The 17,203-nt window shown below is 46.7% G+C and carries 13 protein-coding genes; 12 read left to right on the top strand and 1 reads right to left on the bottom strand.

Annotated elements, in window-relative coordinates; all coding sequences use genetic code 11:
- The first annotated feature begins 1 nt into the window (after position 1).
- On the top strand, positions 2 to 631 hold the full coding sequence (gene upp / locus QTP81_RS00065) for a uracil phosphoribosyltransferase (RefSeq protein WP_289362879.1): 630 nt from the start codon (positions 2 to 4) through the stop codon (positions 629 to 631).
- Here the strand turns inward: upp and QTP81_RS00060 are convergent.
- A complete protein-coding gene (locus QTP81_RS00060; RefSeq protein WP_289362877.1) occupies positions 628 to 1,257 on the bottom strand; it encodes a glutathione S-transferase family protein in 630 nt (209 codons plus the stop codon). The two genes, upp and QTP81_RS00060, sit on opposite strands and share 4 nt — an antisense overlap.
- A gap of 139 nt (positions 1,258 to 1,396) precedes the next feature.
- On the opposite strand from QTP81_RS00060, the gene QTP81_RS00055 reads away from it, so the two are divergent.
- The 11 genes from QTP81_RS00055 to QTP81_RS00005 all read left to right on the top strand — a co-directional run.
- Entirely contained in the window at positions 1,397 to 2,659 is a 1,263-nt protein-coding gene (locus QTP81_RS00055; RefSeq protein ID WP_289362875.1) for an MFS transporter, read from the top strand.
- 162 nt (positions 2,660 to 2,821) lie between these two features.
- Positions 2,822 to 3,250: a 50S ribosomal protein L11 gene (gene rplK, locus QTP81_RS00050; RefSeq protein ID WP_289362873.1), complete on the top strand. Its 429-nt coding sequence runs from the start codon at positions 2,822 to 2,824 to the stop codon at positions 3,248 to 3,250.
- A 4-nt stretch (positions 3,251 to 3,254) separates the two neighbouring features.
- The gene (gene rplA, locus QTP81_RS00045; protein ID WP_289362872.1) at positions 3,255 to 3,947 is read left to right on the top strand and encodes a 50S ribosomal protein L1; all 693 of its coding nucleotides are present in this window, start codon (positions 3,255 to 3,257) and stop codon (positions 3,945 to 3,947) included.
- 271 nt (positions 3,948 to 4,218) lie between these two features.
- Positions 4,219 to 4,737: a 50S ribosomal protein L10 gene (gene rplJ, locus QTP81_RS00040; protein WP_289362870.1), complete on the top strand. Its 519-nt coding sequence runs from the start codon at positions 4,219 to 4,221 to the stop codon at positions 4,735 to 4,737.
- 54 nt (positions 4,738 to 4,791) lie between these two features.
- On the top strand, positions 4,792 to 5,166 hold the full coding sequence (gene rplL / locus QTP81_RS00035; protein ID WP_289362869.1) for a 50S ribosomal protein L7/L12: 375 nt from the start codon (positions 4,792 to 4,794) through the stop codon (positions 5,164 to 5,166).
- A gap of 285 nt (positions 5,167 to 5,451) precedes the next feature.
- A complete protein-coding gene (gene rpoB, locus QTP81_RS00030) occupies positions 5,452 to 9,477 on the top strand; it encodes a DNA-directed RNA polymerase subunit beta (protein ID WP_289363361.1) in 4,026 nt (1,341 codons plus the stop codon).
- Positions 9,478 to 9,576: 99 nt separating this feature from the next.
- Entirely contained in the window at positions 9,577 to 13,758 is a 4,182-nt protein-coding gene (gene rpoC / locus QTP81_RS00025; RefSeq protein WP_289362867.1) for a DNA-directed RNA polymerase subunit beta', read from the top strand.
- Positions 13,759 to 13,924: 166 nt separating this feature from the next.
- Positions 13,925 to 14,299, top strand: coding sequence for a 30S ribosomal protein S12 (rpsL, locus tag QTP81_RS00020; protein WP_289362866.1), 375 nt, complete (start codon positions 13,925 to 13,927; stop codon positions 14,297 to 14,299).
- Between the two features lie 72 nt (positions 14,300 to 14,371).
- Positions 14,372 to 14,842, top strand: coding sequence for a 30S ribosomal protein S7 (gene rpsG / locus QTP81_RS00015; protein ID WP_100643689.1), 471 nt, complete (start codon positions 14,372 to 14,374; stop codon positions 14,840 to 14,842).
- A gap of 24 nt (positions 14,843 to 14,866) precedes the next feature.
- Positions 14,867 to 16,969: an elongation factor G gene (gene fusA, locus QTP81_RS00010; protein WP_289362865.1), complete on the top strand. Its 2,103-nt coding sequence runs from the start codon at positions 14,867 to 14,869 to the stop codon at positions 16,967 to 16,969.
- A 52-nt stretch (positions 16,970 to 17,021) separates the two neighbouring features.
- Positions 17,022 to 17,203: GTP-binding protein (locus QTP81_RS00005; RefSeq protein ID WP_289362864.1), on the top strand; the 182-nt coding region annotated here is incomplete at its 3' end.

The raw sequence follows: 17,203 nt of genomic DNA, 5'->3' as shown, positions 1-17,203 counted from the left end.
CGTGCCAGTCCAACACATTCAACATCCGCTCATTCAGCACAAACTAGGTTTAATGCGCAAAGAAGGCGTGAGTAGTAAGCAATTTCGCGAATTGACCAATGAACTGGGTACTCTTCTCACCTACGAAGCGACCCGGGCTATGGCCACAGAGTCAACCATGATTGAGGGGTGGGCCGGAGAGCCGATTGAAGTTCAACGCATCAAAGGCAAAAAAATGACGGTTGTGCCCATTCTGCGTGCCGGCCTTGGGATGCTCGATGGTGTCATGAACTTGATCCCTAACGCTAAAATCAGTGTGGTAGGTTTGTATCGCGATGAAGAGACTTTACAGCCTGTCGCATATTTTGACAAAGTGGTTAAAGATGTTGATAAACGCACAGCTCTTATCATCGACCCGATGCTTGCGACTGGCGGCACCTTGGTTGCTACCATTGATTTGCTCAAGCAAAAAGGCTGCAAACACATCATGGCGTTGTGTTTAGTTGCGGCACCCGAGGGCATAGCCGCGGTAGCTGCTAAACATCCTGAGATAGATATCTATGTCGCCGGCGTCGACCGTTGTCTCAACGACAAGGGCTATATTTTGCCAGGCTTGGGTGACGCAGGCGATAAAATTTTCGGTACTCGCTAAGCCAACGACGCCTTGGCTTGTGCTTCAACTTCGCGGGCTTTGGCCAAAGCTGGCCGTGCCAGTACTCGATCAGCATAGGCAATTACATTGTCATGAGTCAGTGGCTGTTTAAAACCCTGCGCCCAAGATAAAGTGTGCCCTGCGGCGATATCGGCAACAGAAAACTCGTCGCCTAACACATATTGACGATCACCAAGTAGCTGGGCAAAGATCGCAAGCGCTTGTTGGAATTCCCAAGCACCCAATTCGAGGTTGGCAGCAATGCGCTTAACTTCGGGAAGCGCAAACTTGTGCTTACCCATGGTCCATAGCGGTTGCTCTAACTCTGTCATTACGAAATACATCATTTGTTCGTAACATGCGCGCTCCGGAGTCGCTGTTGGTGGGATCAATTTGCCAGCACAATCAGCCAAGTAGGTCAAAATCGCTCCCGACTCGGCTATTACCGTGTTACCGTCTTTAATCACAGGGACTTTTGCCGTCGGCGATATGGCTAAATATTCCGGTTGCTTATGTTCGCCTTGATACAAATTGATAATTTTGTATTCGTAAGCTGTGCCCAATTCCTCTGCGGCCCATGTAACTCGAACGCCTCGAGTGCCCGGGAAACTGTATATGGAGATCATCGATATATTGGCCTATGTTTAACTCAATCAGCCCAGTTGTGACACAAAACTACCGGCTTTTCAATTGCGATTAGTATCGCCAATGTGTATCTTGCTGCATTGTTCAAGAGCCTCTTCAACCGAGTGGTAAAGTGATTGTATGAATGCGTTTCTATCGTTATACACAACCAATCTCTTCCTCGTGGCGGGAACAGGCTTGTTAACGACGTATGTTGCCTTATATATGGGGCAAAGAGGCGAGTCTACTTTTTGGGTCGGTTTCCTCACCTCCTGCTATTATTTTGGCCTGCTGATGGGATCGAGATTAGGCTATTTCTGGATCAAGTCTGTTGGTCACATACGCACATTTGCGGCAAGCACAGCCTTAGTGCTCGTGTGTGTCGCGTTTCACGGTTTAAGTGACAACTTACATTTGTGGTTAGTCCTGCGTTTCATTGTTGGTATGGCAATGATGTCAAATTATATGGTGCTTGAAAGCTGGTTAAATGAGCAAGCGGCACCAGAGAATAGAGGCCGTATTTTTTCCTTTTATATGATCACTTCATACATCGGTATGATCGCAGGGCAGTTTGCGTTGGGGCTTTTTACAACACTGGACTACGCACCGATGTTTCTTGTTTGTATTGCGGTAGCCATTGGCATTATTCCGATTAGCACAACGCGCCGAATTCACCCTAAGCCGCTGAAACTCATTTCGATTAGCTTTACTAATTTTTTAAGAACAGCGCCACAATCACTCACGGCAATTTTCTTTGCTGGCATTATCAGCGGTAGTTTTTACGGTTTAGCACCGCTATATGCAAGTGAAGTCGGTTTTGTTAAAAAGGAAATTGCGACCTTTATGGCTGTAACTATTATCGCTGGTCTCCTGGCTCAATGGCCAATGGGGATTGCATCCGATCGGGTAAGACGGAGTTTGCTCATCCGCATTAGCGCGCTGATTATTGGCGTTACTAGCCTCTTGATGGCGATGCTTCCGAATCGATATGACATAACCTTGGGGTTAACGTTTATTTTCGGGCTTTTTGCTTTTACTCTCTATCCACTTTGCTCAGCATTGGCTAATTCCCGCGTTACTGACGAAATGCGTGTGGGTTTATCTGCAGCGCTTTTATTTGCGTTTGGCGCTGGCGCGAGTATTGGCACTGCGTCACTTGCTATGTTGATGGCATGGTTCGGACATACCGCGTTATACGCAACTATTAGCGCATTAACGGCACTCATGTTTGTTTTGCTATCCGTAATAAACTCGAAACAAAAAGCCGAAAAAATCGAATCGACTGACTACGCACTAGCGGGTTCAGACATCACACAATCACCGATGGTCGCCTCACTTGATCCGCGTATTGATGAAACGATTGCTGAGCGCCAAACAGTGGAAGCACAGAAAAAGAAGAAGTGACGAAGTAAAAAGTCAGTTTTTTGAACATTTACCCTACATTTAATCTTGCACAATTAGTAATCATCACCTATACTTCGCGACCCTAAATTTTATCGGGGAGCCGATTGAGCAGGTAATCTCAATACTTGCGAGGCGTTTTACCCAAACTGAGAGTAAATACAAATGGCTAAAAAAGTAACTGGCTATATCAAGCTACAAGTGGGTGCAGGTGCTGCAAACCCAAGTCCTCCAGTTGGTCCTGCGTTGGGTCAACACGGCGTAAACATCATGGAATTCTGTAAAGCGTTTAACGCGAAGACAGAGAGCATCGAAAAAGGCGCTCCAGTTCCAGTCGTTATCACTGTTTACGAAGATCGTTCATTCACGTTCGAAACACGTACTCCACCAGCGTCTTTCCTATTGAAGAAAGCGGCAGGTATCAAGAGCGGTTCTGGCCGTCCTAACACTGAAAAAGTGGGTACTGTTACACGTGCACAGCTAGAAGAAATTGCGAAAACTAAAGAGCCTGACTTAACAGCGGCTGACTTAGACGCAGCAGTAAACACCATTGCGGGTTCTGCTCGCAGCATGGGTTTGAACGTAGAGGGCTAAGAGAATGGCAAAGTTATCTAAGCGCGCTCGTCTAATCGCAGAAAAAGTAGACGCAACTAAAGAATACCCAATTACTGAAGCTGTTGCTTTGTTAAAAGAACTAGCGACTGCTAAGTTCGCTGAAAGTGTTGACGTTGCTGTTAACCTTGGTATCGACGCAAAGAAATCTGACCAAAACGTACGTGGTGCAACTGTACTACCTAACGGTACTGGTAAAGATGTACGCGTTGCAGTGTTCACTCAAGGCGCTAACGCTGAAGCTGCTAAAGAAGCAGGTGCAGACATCGTTGGTATGGACGACTTGGCAGAGCAAGTTAAAAAAGGCGAAATGAACTTTGACGTTGTAGTTGCTAGCCCAGACGCGATGCGCGTTGTTGGTCAATTAGGTCAAATCTTAGGTCCACGCGGCCTAATGCCCAACCCTAAAACTGGCACAGTAACACCAGATGTTGCAACGGCTGTTAAAAATGCCAAGGCTGGTCAGGTTCGTTACCGTAACGATAAGAACGGTATCATTCACGCGTCAATCGGTAAGATTGCGTTTGAAGAAAACCAGATCAAAGAAAACCTTGAAGCATTGCTTGAAGCATTGAAGAAAGCTAAGCCTTCTTCAGCTAAAGGTACATACATCAAAAAAGTTAGCTTAAGCACGACAATGGGTGCAGGCGTTCAGCTTGACCAGTCAACACTAAGCTAAATTTCTCTGTAAAAAATATGGGTTGGAGCCGCAGCTAAAATTGTGGCTCCCGTCCAAGACCGCAGGTGCGGTGCGGTAGAAGAGGTAAGAGAACTTCTACATTAACGCCCACTTAATTAATTGCCTGCGCAGACGGTGGTTTCGACTCAGACTCTCTGGGGTAACGAACACCGTAGAGCGGTACCGACGATAAGCAATTATCTAGGTATCAATCTGTGAACCCTGATAAACAAACGTAAGTGCGTTTATCAGATACAAAGAGGTGAACTCAGTGGCACTAGGCTTAGCAGCAAAAAAAGAGATCGTAGCGGAAATTAATGACGTTGCATCTCGAGCTCTATCCGTTGCCGTCGCTGAATACCGTGGGATGGAAGTTGCTGAACTGACTGACCTGCGTGTTAAAGCTCGTGAACAAGGTGTGTACTTGCGTGTTGTACGTAACACTCTTGCAAAGCGTGCTCTAGCAGACAGTAAGTTTGCAGACCTAGATAGCGCCTTAACAGGCCCGCTAATCTATGGCTTCTCAATCGAGGCACCAGGTGGTGCAGCGCGTTTGTTTAAAGACTACGCGAAGTCGAATGACAAGTTAAAGGTCACAGCTCTTTCTTTAGGTAGCGGTCTATTGGGTCCTGAAAAATTGGATTCTGTGGCTTCACTACCTACTCGCGACGAAGCGCTTGCAAAACTTCTTGCAACCTTCAAAGCACCGGTTGGCAAATTCGTTCGCACTATCAACGAAGTACCATCCAAATTTGTGCGCGTATTGGCGGCGATCAAAGACGAGAAGTAATTCCCGTTTTTGGCATAGTAATTTTTTTAACATTAAACCCAGGAGTTTAGAGACATGGCTCTAACCAAAGAAGATATCTTAAACGCGATTGCTGAAATGCCAGTTATGGAACTGGTTGAGCTAATCGAAGCAGCTGAAGAAAAATTCGGCGTTGACGCATCTGCTGCTGTTGCAGTAGCTGCTGGTCCTGCTGCAGCTGCTGAAGCTGTAGAAGAAAAGACTGAATTCGACGTTGTTATGACTTCATTCGGTGGCAACAAGGTTGCAGTAATCAAAGCTGTTCGTGGCGCTACAGGCCTAGGCCTTAAAGAAGCTAAAGAAGTAGTTGAGTCTGCTCCTAAAGCTATCAAAGAAGGCGTTTCGAAAGAAGAAGCTGAAGCACTGAAGAAAGAGCTTGAAGAAGCTGGTGCAGAAGTTGAAATCAAGTAATTTGGTCTAACCATTTTACTTGGCTGAAAGGCTTGGGCTGGTGATTATTTGATCACCAGCCTTTTTGCGCTGTAGAGATTGCAGTTTTATTACCCTAATGTCTCTACTGTTTAAGCGCCATGGGATCCTAAAAATAGTTTAAAAAAACCAAGATGTTAACTGTCATTTGGCACAGTTTTTGGTGTAAGCTTGTAGGATTGCCCTGAATTAGGGTACTGGAAGTTTGTTACAACAGTGCGCACTGATGTAGCAGGTCGGGTCAAAAATCAGCAGGCTGAGGGACCAATGGTTTACTCTTATAGCGAAAAGAAACGTATCCGTAAGGATTTTGGCAAACGCCCACAGGTATTGGAAATTCCATACCTTCTTTCAATCCAGCTTGATTCCTTTAAAAAGTTTATTGATATCGATCCAGATGGTCAATATGGCTTGGAAGCAGCATTTCGTTCCGTATTCCCAATAAAAAGTTATTCGGGTAACTCAGAACTACAGTATGTGAGTTACCGTTTAGGTGAACCCGTATTTGATGTTAAAGAATGTCAAATTCGCGGCGTAACCTTTTCTGCACCGCTAAGAGTTAAGCTACGGTTAGTGTTGTTCGATAAAGAAGCAGCTCCGGGCACGGTAAAAGATATCAAAGAACAAGAAGTCTACATGGGTGAAATCCCGTTGATGACTGAGAATGGTACTTTCGTTATCAACGGTACCGAGCGTGTAATCGTATCGCAATTACACCGTTCTCCGGGTGTGTTCTTCGACCACGATAAAGGCAAAACACACAGCTCAGGTAAAGTATTATACAACGCACGCGTTATCCCATATCGCGGTTCGTGGTTAGACTTCGAATTCGATCCGAAAGATAACTTGTTCGTGCGTATTGACCGTCGTCGTAAGTTACCAGCGTCTATCATTCTGCGTGCACTAGATATGAGCACCGAGCAGATCCTTGAAGAATTCTTCGAGTCAGCACAAGTTCGCTTTGAAGACGAGCGTACGATGATGGAAGTTGTGCCAGACCGCTTGCGTGGTGAAACTGCTCAGTTTGATATTATCGACAACGATGGCAATGTTTTAGTTGAAACTGGCCGTCGTATCTCAGCGCGTCACACTCGCGCTCTTGAGAAAGCCAAGATCACTGAACTTGAAGTACCTATGGAGTACTTGGTCGGTAAAGTGTTCGCAAAGACCTATGTTGACGAGTCAACCGGTGAAGTCATTGTTAATGCCAATGACGAGGCGACGTTGGAAAACATGACGGCGCTTAAAGAAGCTGGTATTACTGAAGTACAAACCTTGTACATCAATGAACTTGACCACGGTTCTTATATCTCAGATACCTTGCGTATTGACTCAGCCGAATCGCGTTTAGACGCGTTAGTTGAAATCTACCGCATGATGCGTCCTGGTGAGCCGCCAACAAAAGACGCTGCAGAAACCTTATTTGAGAACTTGTTCTTCTCAGACGACCGTTATGACCTTTCTTCTGTCGGTCGAATGAAGTTCAACCGTCGTTTGGGTCGTGAAGAGCTAACCGGTTCTGGCACACTACAAAACGAAGACATCATCGCTGTAATGAAGCAGCTTATCACTATCCGTGATGGTAAAGATGATGTGGATGATATCGATCACTTAGGTAACCGTCGTATCCGTTCTGTGGGTGAAATGGCAGAAAACCAATTCCGCGTAGGTCTTGTTCGTGTTGAGCGTGCTGTTAAAGAACGTTTGAGCTTGGGCGACCTTGATGCGGTTATGCCACAAGACTTGATCAACGCTAAGCCTATCTCGGCAGCGGTTAAAGAGTTCTTTGGTTCAAGCCAGTTGTCACAGTTCATGGATCAAAACAACCCATTGTCAGAAGTTACGCACAAGCGTCGTATTTCTGCCCTTGGTCCAGGCGGTCTAACGCGTGAGCGTGCAGGCTTCGAAGTACGTGACGTACACCCTACTCACTACGGTCGTGTATGTCCTATCGAAACGCCGGAAGGTCCAAATATCGGTTTGATCAACTCATTGTCGAGCTTTGCGCGCACTAACGATTTTGGTTTCCTAGAAACCCCGTATCGCCGCATTGTTGACGGTGTTGTGACTGACGAGATTGATTACTTATCAGCGATTGAAGAAGGCCAGTTCGCGATTGCACAGGCAAACGTTGAATTGAAAGACGGTAAGCTAGCGGATGATTTGATCCCTTGTCGTCACCGTGGTGAAACGACGTTGATGTCGAAAGAAGACATCAAGTACATGGACGTTTCTCCACAGCAGATCGTTTCAATCGCAGCTAGCATCATCCCATTCCTAGAGCACGATGACGCCAACCGTGCATTGATGGGATCGAACATGCAACGTCAAGCAGTTCCTACTTTGCGTGCTGATAAGCCGCTAGTTGGAACGGGTATGGAGAAAACGGTAGCCGTTGACTCTGGTGTAACTGTTGTTGCTAAGCGTGGTGGTACTATCGATTACGTCGATGCGAGTCGTATCGTAGTTAAAGTTAACGAAGAAGAGATGGTTGCTGGTGAAGCAGGTATTGATATCTACAACTTGACTAAATACACGCGTTCTAACCAAAACACCTGTATCAACCAGAAGCCAACGTGTAACGTCGGTGACCCAATTGTAGCTGGTGATGTGCTTGCCGATGGTCCTTCAACAGACCTTGGTGAATTGGCACTTGGTCAGAATATGCGTATCGCATTCATGCCTTGGAACGGCTACAACTTTGAGGATTCAATCCTTATCTCTGAGCGCGTAGCGCAAGAAGACCGTTTCACGACTATCCACATTCAAGAACTTAGCTGTATCGCTCGTGATACTAAGCTAGGGCCTGAAGAAATCAGTTCTGATATCCCGAACGTCGGTGAATCAGCGCTAGGTAAATTGGATGAGTCAGGTGTTGTTTACATCGGTGCTGAAGTTAAAGGCGGCGATATCCTAGTCGGTAAAGTAACACCGAAAGGCGAAACACAATTAACGCCAGAAGAAAAGCTCTTGAGAGCTATCTTCGGTGAGAAAGCGTCAGACGTTAAAGACACGTCACTACGCGTACCTAACAGTGTTCACGGTACCGTAATCGACGTACAAGTATTCACCCGCGACGGTGTTGAGAAAGACAAGCGTGCGCTTGAAATCGAAGACATGCAGTTGCGTCAGGTGAAGAAAGACTTGTCTGACGAATTTAACATCCTTGCTGACGGTATTTTTGCTCGTGCACAAAACCTATTGCTTAAGAATGGTATCGACCAAGCTAAGCTAGACAGCGTTCCGCGTGAGAAGTGGTTTGATTTACCACTGAAAGACGAAGATGCGCAAAACGAGCTAGACCAAACAGCTGAACAGTACACTAACACTAAAGAAGATTTCGATAAGAAATTTGAAGCTAAGCGTCGCAAGATCACTCAAGGCGATGACCTAGCACCAGGTGTATTGAAGATCGTTAAAGTTTATCTTGCGGTTAAACGTCACATCCAACCGGGTGACAAGATGGCCGGTCGTCACGGTAACAAAGGTGTTATCTCGACTATCCAACCAGTAGAAGACATGCCGTATGACGAGCAGGGTACGCCGGTAGATATCGTGCTTAACCCGCTAGGTGTACCATCGCGTATGAACATCGGTCAGATCCTTGAAACTCACTTGGGTATGGCTGCACACGGCATCGGTGCGAAGATTGATCGCATGCTCAAAGAGCATGAAGAAATGGCTAAGTTACGTGCCTTCATCAAAGAAGTGTACGAGCTCGGTGATTCGCACCAGGAAGTTGATATTGACAGCTTTACTGATGACGAAATTAAGCGCCTAGCTGACAACTTACGCAAAGGTTTACCTGTAGCTACGCCAGTATTCGATGGTGCTCGTGAAGACGAGATCAAAGACTTGCTGAAGTTGGCAGATATTCCTGAGAGCGGTCAGATTACCTTGTTTGACGGTCGTACCGGTCGCGCATTTGAGCGTCCAGTTACTGTTGGTTACATGTACATGTTGAAACTCAACCACTTGGTTGATGACAAGATGCACGCTCGTTCAACCGGTTCTTACAGCTTGGTTACTCAGCAGCCGTTGGGTGGTAAAGCACAGTTCGGTGGTCAGCGTTTCGGTGAGATGGAAGTGTGGGCACTTGAAGCTTATGGTGCTGCTTACACCTTGCAAGAAATGCTTACTGTCAAATCGGATGACGTTAATGGTCGTACGAAGATGTATAAGAACATCGTTGATGGTGATCACAGAATGGAGCCAGGTATGCCTGAGTCGTTCAACGTACTGTTGAAGGAAATCCGTTCACTCGGTATCAATATCGAGCTAGAAGAGAACTAAAACAGGTCACGACCTGGCCTGTTTCTGACAGGCAATTGTTTGAGTGAGGCCCGGTTTTCGAGCCGGGTCTGTTAGGACTGACTCCGTCGGGAGAAAAATGTGAAAGATTTACTTAAGTTTCTGAAGCAACAGAATAAGACAGAAGAATTCGATAACATTCGTATCGGTCTTGCGTCACCTGATATGATCCGCAGCTGGTCATTTGGTGAGGTGAAAAAGCCAGAAACCATTAATTACCGTACTTTTAAACCAGAGCGCGACGGCCTTTTCTGTGCCCGTATCTTTGGTCCAGTAAAAGACTACGAGTGCTTGTGTGGTAAGTACAAGCGCCTTAAGCACCGTGGTGTTATCTGTGAGAAGTGTGGTGTTGAAGTTACTTTGACTAAAGTGCGTCGTGAGCGCATGGGTCACATTGAACTAGCTAGCCCAGTTGCACACATCTGGTTCTTGAAGTCATTGCCGTCACGTATCGGCTTGATGCTAGACATGACATTGCGTGACATCGAGCGCGTACTTTACTTCGAAAGCTATGTAGTTACTGAGCCAGGCATGACTACGCTTGAGCGCGGACAGCTGCTAGGTGAAGAAGAGTACTTAGACTCTTTGGAAGAGCACGGTGACGAGTTCGAAGCGAAGATGGGCGCAGAAGCAGTTTTTGAATTGCTCAAGCACCTAGATGTTGATGCTGACGTTACGGCAATGCGTGAAGAGTTGCCGAGCATTAACTCGGAAACCAAGCGTAAGAAAATTACTAAGCGTTTGAAACTACTTGAATCATTCCAGCAATCAGGCAACAAGCCTGAGTGGATGATCATGACAGTACTACCTGTATTGCCACCTGATTTGCGTCCTCTAGTACCGCTAGATGGCGGTCGTTTCGCAACGTCTGATTTGAACGACTTATACCGTCGTGTTATCAACCGTAACAACCGTTTGAAGCGTCTTTTGGACCTCGCTGCACCCGATATCATCGTGCGCAACGAAAAACGTATGTTACAAGAAGCGGTTGATGCGCTACTTGATAACGGCCGTCGCGGTCGTGCGATTACCGGCTCTAACAAGCGTCCTCTGAAGTCTTTGGCAGATATGATCAAAGGTAAGCAAGGTCGTTTCCGTCAGAACCTCCTTGGTAAGCGTGTTGACTATTCTGGCCGTTCTGTAATCACGGTTGGTCCTACATTGCGTCTACACCAGTGTGGTCTTCCGAAGAAAATGGCATTGGAATTGTTCAAGCCATTCATTTACGGCAAATTAGAAGGTCGTGGTCTTGCAACTACGATCAAAGCGGCTAAGAAATTAGTTGAGCGCGAAGCACCTGAAGTTTGGGACGTTCTTGATGACGTAATCCGCGAACACCCAGTGTTGCTTAACCGTGCACCAACACTTCACCGTTTGGGTATTCAAGCGTTTGAACCTACCCTAATCGAAGGTAAAGCGATTCAGTTGCACCCATTGGTGTGTGCGGCGTACAACGCTGACTTCGACGGTGACCAAATGGCGGTTCACGTACCTTTGACTATCGAAGCACAGCTAGAAGCGCGTGCGCTAATGATGTCAACTAACAACATCTTGTCACCTGCGAATGGTGAGCCAATTATCGTACCTTCACAGGACGTTGTATTGGGCTTGTACTACCTAACGCGCGACAAAGTAAACGGCTTGGGCGAAGGCATGGTGTTTAAATCACCAGCTGAAGCAGAAAAAGCGTACCGTACAGGTAACGCTGAGCTACACGCTCGCGTAAAAGTACGTATTACTGAATACGATGTTGCTGAAGACGGCTCTAAAGTTGAAAAAGTTACCCTAACAGATACCACTGTTGGTCGTGCTTTGTTCTCTGGCATTTTGCCTAAGGGATTGCCGTTCGATCTAATCAACCAGCCTATGGGCAAAAAGCAGATCTCAAAACTACTGAACGCGTGTTACCGTTCACTGGGTTTGAAAGATACAGTTATCGCTGCTGACCAAATCATGTATACCGGTTTCCACTACGCAATGATTGCGGGTGCGTCAGTAGGTATTGATGACATGGTTATCCCAGATGCTAAGAAAGACATTATCGACGCGGCTGAAGCGGAAGTTATTGAGATCCAGGAGCAGTTCCAATCGGGTCTTGTAACCGCTGGTGAGCGTTACAACAAAGTTATCGATATCTGGTCAAACGCCAACGAAAAAGTGGCTAAGGCGATGATGGATAACTTGAAAACTGAAACCGTTAAAAATCGCGATGGCGAAGACGAAGAGCAGCAATCATTTAACTCTGTTTACATGATGGCCGACTCAGGTGCTCGTGGTAGTGCTGCACAGATTCGTCAGCTAGCGGGTATGCGTGGTCTGATGGCTAAGCCAGATGGCTCAATCATCGAGACGCCAATTACCGCTAACTTCCGCGAAGGTCTGAACGTACTTCAGTACTTCATCTCGACGCACGGTGCGCGTAAAGGTCTAGCCGATACCGCATTGAAGACGGCTAACTCGGGTTATCTAACCCGTCGTTTGGTTGACGTAGCGCAAGACTTGGTAATTACCAACGACGATTGTGGCACTTTCGAGGGTGTTATGATGACACCACTTATCGAAGGTGGTGACGTTGTTGAACCATTGCGCGAGCGCGTATTGGGTCGTGTTGTTGCGGAAGATGTATACAAGCCAGGTACTGACGAAGTATTGGTTGAGCGTAACGTAATGCTCGATGAGCAATTGGTAGACATGTTAGAAGCTAACAGTGTTGACCAAGTTATGGTTCGTTCAGTAATCACGTGTGACAACGACTTCGGTGTTTGTGCTAAGTGTTACGGTCGTGACCTTGCACGTGGTCACATGGTTGGTCACGGTGAAGCTGTTGGTGTTATTGCAGCACAATCAATCGGTGAGCCAGGTACACAGTTAACGATGCGTACCTTCCACATCGGTGGTGCAGCATCTCGAGCGTCTGCTGAAAACAGCGTACAAGTTAAGACTAGCGGTAGCTTGAAGCTACACAACGCGAAGTATGTTCGCAATACAGATGACAAAGTGGTTATCGTATCGCGCTCAACTGAAATCACTATGATCGATGACCAAGGTCGTGAGAAAGAGCGCTATAAAGTGCCTTACGGTGCAATCTTGTCAGTTGATGATGGTGCGAGCGTTAATGCTGGCGATATCGTTGCTAACTGGGATCCGCATAGTCACCCAATTATCGTTGAGCGTGCGTCGAAAATCACATTTGCTGACATCGATGACTCAAACACTGAAATGCAACAGGATGAGCTTACTGGTCTAACGCGTATCGTAGTTAAAGACCTTGCTAAGGTTAACGCCAAAGAGCCTAAGCTAATCCTTGAGTCAGACGAGACTGGCCTACAAGAGATTCGCTTGCCAAGCTTTACCACGATCGAAGCATCGGAAGGTAAAGTGGCTAATGCCGGTGACGTGCTAGCACGTATCCCGCAAGAGTCTTCGAAAACTCGTGACATCACCGGTGGTCTGCCGCGTGTTGCTGACTTGTTCGAAGCGCGTAAGCCGAAAGAGCCAGCAATCCTTGCAGAAACAAGCGGTACCATTGGTTTCGGTAAAGAAACTAAAGGTAAGAAGCGCCTAGTTATCACTGGCCCACAAGGCGAGCACTACGAAGAGATGATTCCAAAATGGCGTCAGCTTAACGTGTTCGAAGGTGAGTCAGTTGAGAAAGGTGAAGTTATTGCTGACGGTCCTGAGTCTCCACATGATATTTTACGTCTACGTGGTATCAGCGCTGTAGCTAACTACATCGTTAACGAAGTGCAAGAAGTTTACCGCCTCCAGGGTGTAAAAATTAACGATAAGCACATCGAAGTTGTGATCCGCCAAATGCTACGTAAATGTATCATTACAGCACCAGGTGATAGCCAGTTCCTAGAAGGTGAACAGCTAGAAGTATCACAAGTGAAGATTGCTAACCGTGAACTTGAGCGCCAGGGTAAATTGCCAGCTCTATTCGAGACGCAATTACTAGGTATTACTAAAGCTTCACTATCTACCGAGTCATTCATTTCTGCGGCATCGTTCCAGGAAACAACTCGCGTACTGACTGAAGCGGCGGTTCAAGGTAAAGAAGACGATTTACGTGGCTTGAAAGAGAACGTTATCGTTGGTCGCCTAATCCCAGCAGGTACTGGTTTCGCATACCATCAAAAACGCGCAGCAAGCAAAATGGCTGGCGTAGTTGAAGAGCCATCGGTTTCAGCGTCTGAAGCTGAAGCGGCATTGAGCGAAGCACTAAATGCTGAGACTACAGATCAAGGTTCTGCTGAAGAGTAATTCTCAGTAGTCTGCAAGCCAACGAATACGCTTCGTTGGCTTGACAGTTCAATAATTGATCTTTATTATTCCGCGTCCCAAAAATTGGGCGCGGTTTTTTTGTATGACCGCGAGCTACCTTAAACAGTGGTTCAAGGTTTTTTGTTTTTTAATCAGGAGCTAGTTAATGGCAACAGTTAACCAGTTAGTGCGTAAGCCACGTCAAAAGCCCGCTGCCAAGAGCAACGTAGCGGCTTTGCAAGCTTGCCCACAACGTCGTGGTGTATGTACTCGCGTATATACAACTACGCCTAAGAAGCCGAACTCTGCATTGCGTAAAGTATGCCGTGTTCGTTTAACCAACGGTTTTGAAGTTTCTTCATACATCGGTGGTGAAGGTCACAATCTACAAGAGCACAGCGTTGTTTTGATTCGCGGTGGTCGTGTTAAAGATCTACCAGGTGTTCGTTATCACACTGTTCGCGGTACTTTGGACTGCGCAGGTGTAAACGATCGTAAACAAGCCCGTTCTAAATACGGCGCGAAGAAGCCTAAGTCTTAACGGTACTCCGTTAGTAAGGCCAAACTGTAAATTTGAGTTTTGGGTAATCCCTGAATTCCACGGAGAATTAAGATGCCAAGAAGAAGAGTCGTAGGTCAACGTAAAATCCTACCTGATCCTAAGTTCGGATCACAATTACTAGCTAAGTTCATGAATGTCGTTATGCTCGACGGCAAGAAATCAACCGCTGAAAAAATCGTTTACGGTGCACTTGATATTGTTGCTGAAAAAACCGGCAAAGCACACTTAGATGTATTTGAAGATGCACTAGATAACATTCGCCCTACTGTGGAAGTTAAATCACGCCGTGTTGGTGGTTCAACTTACCAGGTACCGGTAGAAGTTCGTCCAGTTCGTCGCAATGCACTAGGCATGCGTTGGATGGTAGAAGCTGCACGTAAGCGTGGTGAGAAATCGATGGCGGCGCGTCTAGCAGCTGAAATGCTTGATGCATCAGAGAATAAAGGCTCTGCAGTGAAGAAACGTGAAGATGTTCACCGCATGGCTGAAGCGAACAAAGCATTCGCTCACTACCGCTGGTAATCACGGTCTAACTGAGAGCGATTCATGGCGCGTAAAACACCTATTGAGCGGTATCGCAATATTGGTATCGTCGCTCACGTCGACGCGGGTAAAACCACGACGACTGAGCGCGTATTGTTCTACACCGGTCTGTCTCACAAAATTGGTGAGGTGCACGACGGTGCAGCAACAATGGATTGGATGGAACAAGAGCAGGAGCGAGGGATTACAATCACCTCTGCTGCGACGACTTGTTTCTGGTCAGGTATGCAACAGCAATTTGATCAACATCGAATCAATATCATCGACACTCCTGGGCACGTTGACTTCACTATTGAAGTTGAACGTTCGTTGCGGGTACTCGATGGTGCAGTCGTAGTGTTTTGCGGTTCGTCAGGCGTAGAGCCTCAGTCTGAAACCGTTTGGCGTCAAGCCAATAAATATTCTGTACCGCGTATGGTCTTCGTCAATAAGATGGACCGTGCCGGTGCAGACTTTATGCGCGTGGTGGAGCAAATTCGCAACCGCCTCGGCGCAAATTGTGTACCGATTCAAATGAACATCGGTGCCGAAGAGAATTTTGAAGGCGTGATTGACCTATTCAAGATGAAAGCCATTAATTGGAATGAATCTGACTTAGGTATGACGTTTTCGTATGGCGATATCCCCGCTGATTGTCTCGAGCAAGCAGAGCTACTGCGCACAGAGATGATTGAAGCAGCTGCGGAAGCGTCTGAAGAATTAATGGATAAGTACCTCGAAGGTGAGGAGCTTACCGAGCAAGAGATCAAACAAGGTCTGCGCATTCGCACTCTCAACAATGAGATTGTACTGGCGACCTGTGGCTCTGCATTCAAAAACAAAGGTGTTCAAGCAGTACTCGACGCTGTAATTGAATTCCTCCCAGCACCTATCGATATCCCAGCAATTAATGGCGTACTCGAAGACGGTAATGAAACACCGGCTGAGCGTCATGCTGATGACAACGAACCATTTTCTGCGTTGGCATTTAAAATTGCCACTGACCCGTTTGTGGGTACGCTAACGTTCTTCCGTTGTTATTCAGGTGTAATAAAAACCGGCGATACTGTGTTTAACCCGGTTAAAGGCAAGCGTGAGCGCTTTGGCCGTATTGTGCAAATGCACTCAAAAGATCGAGAAGAATTAAAAGAAGTTCGTGCCGGTGATATTGCCGCTGCAATTGGCATGAAAGACGTAACCACGGGTGACACCTTATGTGACCCGGGTCATGTGATTACGCTGGAGCGCATGGAGTTCCCTGAGCCGGTTATCTCAATCGCAGTAGAGCCAAAATCTACCGCTGACCAAGAGAAAATGGGTATTGCCTTGAGCAAACTCGCCGCAGAAGACCCATCGTTCCGCGTACATACCGATGAAGAAACGGGTCAAACGATCATTTCTGGTATGGGCGAGCTACACTTAGACATCATCGTTGATCGCATGAAGCGTGAATTCGGTGTTGCATGTAGCGTGGGTAACCCACAAGTGTCTTACCGTGAAACGCTGCGTAAGTCAGTGGAAGTCGAAGGTAAGTTTGTGCGCCAGTCAGGCGGTCGTGGTCAGTTTGGTCACGTATGGTTGCGTATTGAGCCGCAAGAAGAGGGCTCAGGCTACGAATTCGTAAACGAAATTGTAGGTGGTGTTGTACCAAAAGAATTTATACCTGCTGTTGATAAAGGCATCGAAGAACAGATGCGCAACGGTGTGGTTGCAGGCTATCCGGTGCTAGATGTGAAGGTCACATTATTCGATGGTTCCTACCATGATGTTGACTCTTCAGAAATGGCGTTTAAGATTGCGGGTTCAATGGGCTTCAAGAATGGAGCTGAACAAGCAGATCCGGTCTTACTTGAACCTGTAATGAAGGTTGAGGTAACTACACCGGAAGACTGGATGGGTGATGTTGTAGGTGACTTAAACCGTCGTCGCGGCATTATCGAAGGCATGGAGGACGGTGTCGCGGGCGTTAAGATCGTTCGCGCGAAAGTACCACTGTCGGAAATGTTTGGTTATGCGACAGATTTACGTTCTGCTACGCAAGGGCGAGCGTCGTATTCAATGGAGTTTTTCAATTACGCAGAGGCGCCAAATAACGTGGCCAAAGCGATTATTGAGGCGAGACTGTAAAAGTTCGGTCCGGTCTATGTTGGGTCGGACTTTAATTTAGGAAACGAGAAAAATGGCAAAAGAAAAGTTTGAACGTACGAAACCGCACGTTAACGTTGGTACAATCGGCCACGTTGACCACGGTAAGACTACTCTAACAGCAGCGATCACTACTGTTCTAGCAAAGACTTACGGCGGTAGCGCACAAGCATTCGATCAAATCGATAACGCACCAGAAGAGCGTGAGCGTGGTAT

It is taken from the genome of Neoalteromonas arenosi, assembly GCF_030362855.1.
GTDB classification, from domain to species: Bacteria; Pseudomonadota; Gammaproteobacteria; order Enterobacterales; family Alteromonadaceae; genus Alteromonas_E; species Alteromonas_E arenosi.
This window is presented reverse-complemented; position numbering and strand designations above follow the sequence as displayed.

What these genes read in the sequence shown, in the direction of transcription:
- QTP81_RS00055 (WP_289362875.1), top strand. Translation starts at nt 1,397, where the DNA reads ATGAATGCGTTTCTATCGTTATACACAACCAATCTCTTCCTCGTGGCG.
- rpsL (WP_289362866.1), top strand. Translation starts at nt 13,925, where the DNA reads ATGGCAACAGTTAACCAGTTAGTGCGTAAGCCACGTCAAAAGCCCGCT.
- fusA (WP_289362865.1), top strand. Translation starts at nt 14,867, where the DNA reads ATGGCGCGTAAAACACCTATTGAGCGGTATCGCAATATTGGTATCGTC.
- QTP81_RS00060 (WP_289362877.1), bottom strand. Translation starts at nt 1,257, where the DNA reads ATGATCTCCATATACAGTTTCCCGGGCACTCGAGGCGTTCGAGTTACA.
- rplA (WP_289362872.1), top strand. Translation starts at nt 3,255, where the DNA reads ATGGCAAAGTTATCTAAGCGCGCTCGTCTAATCGCAGAAAAAGTAGAC.
- rplL (WP_289362869.1), top strand. Translation starts at nt 4,792, where the DNA reads ATGGCTCTAACCAAAGAAGATATCTTAAACGCGATTGCTGAAATGCCA.
- rpoB (WP_289363361.1), top strand. Translation starts at nt 5,452, where the DNA reads ATGGTTTACTCTTATAGCGAAAAGAAACGTATCCGTAAGGATTTTGGC.
- rpsG (WP_100643689.1), top strand. Translation starts at nt 14,372, where the DNA reads ATGCCAAGAAGAAGAGTCGTAGGTCAACGTAAAATCCTACCTGATCCT.
- rplK (WP_289362873.1), top strand. Translation starts at nt 2,822, where the DNA reads ATGGCTAAAAAAGTAACTGGCTATATCAAGCTACAAGTGGGTGCAGGT.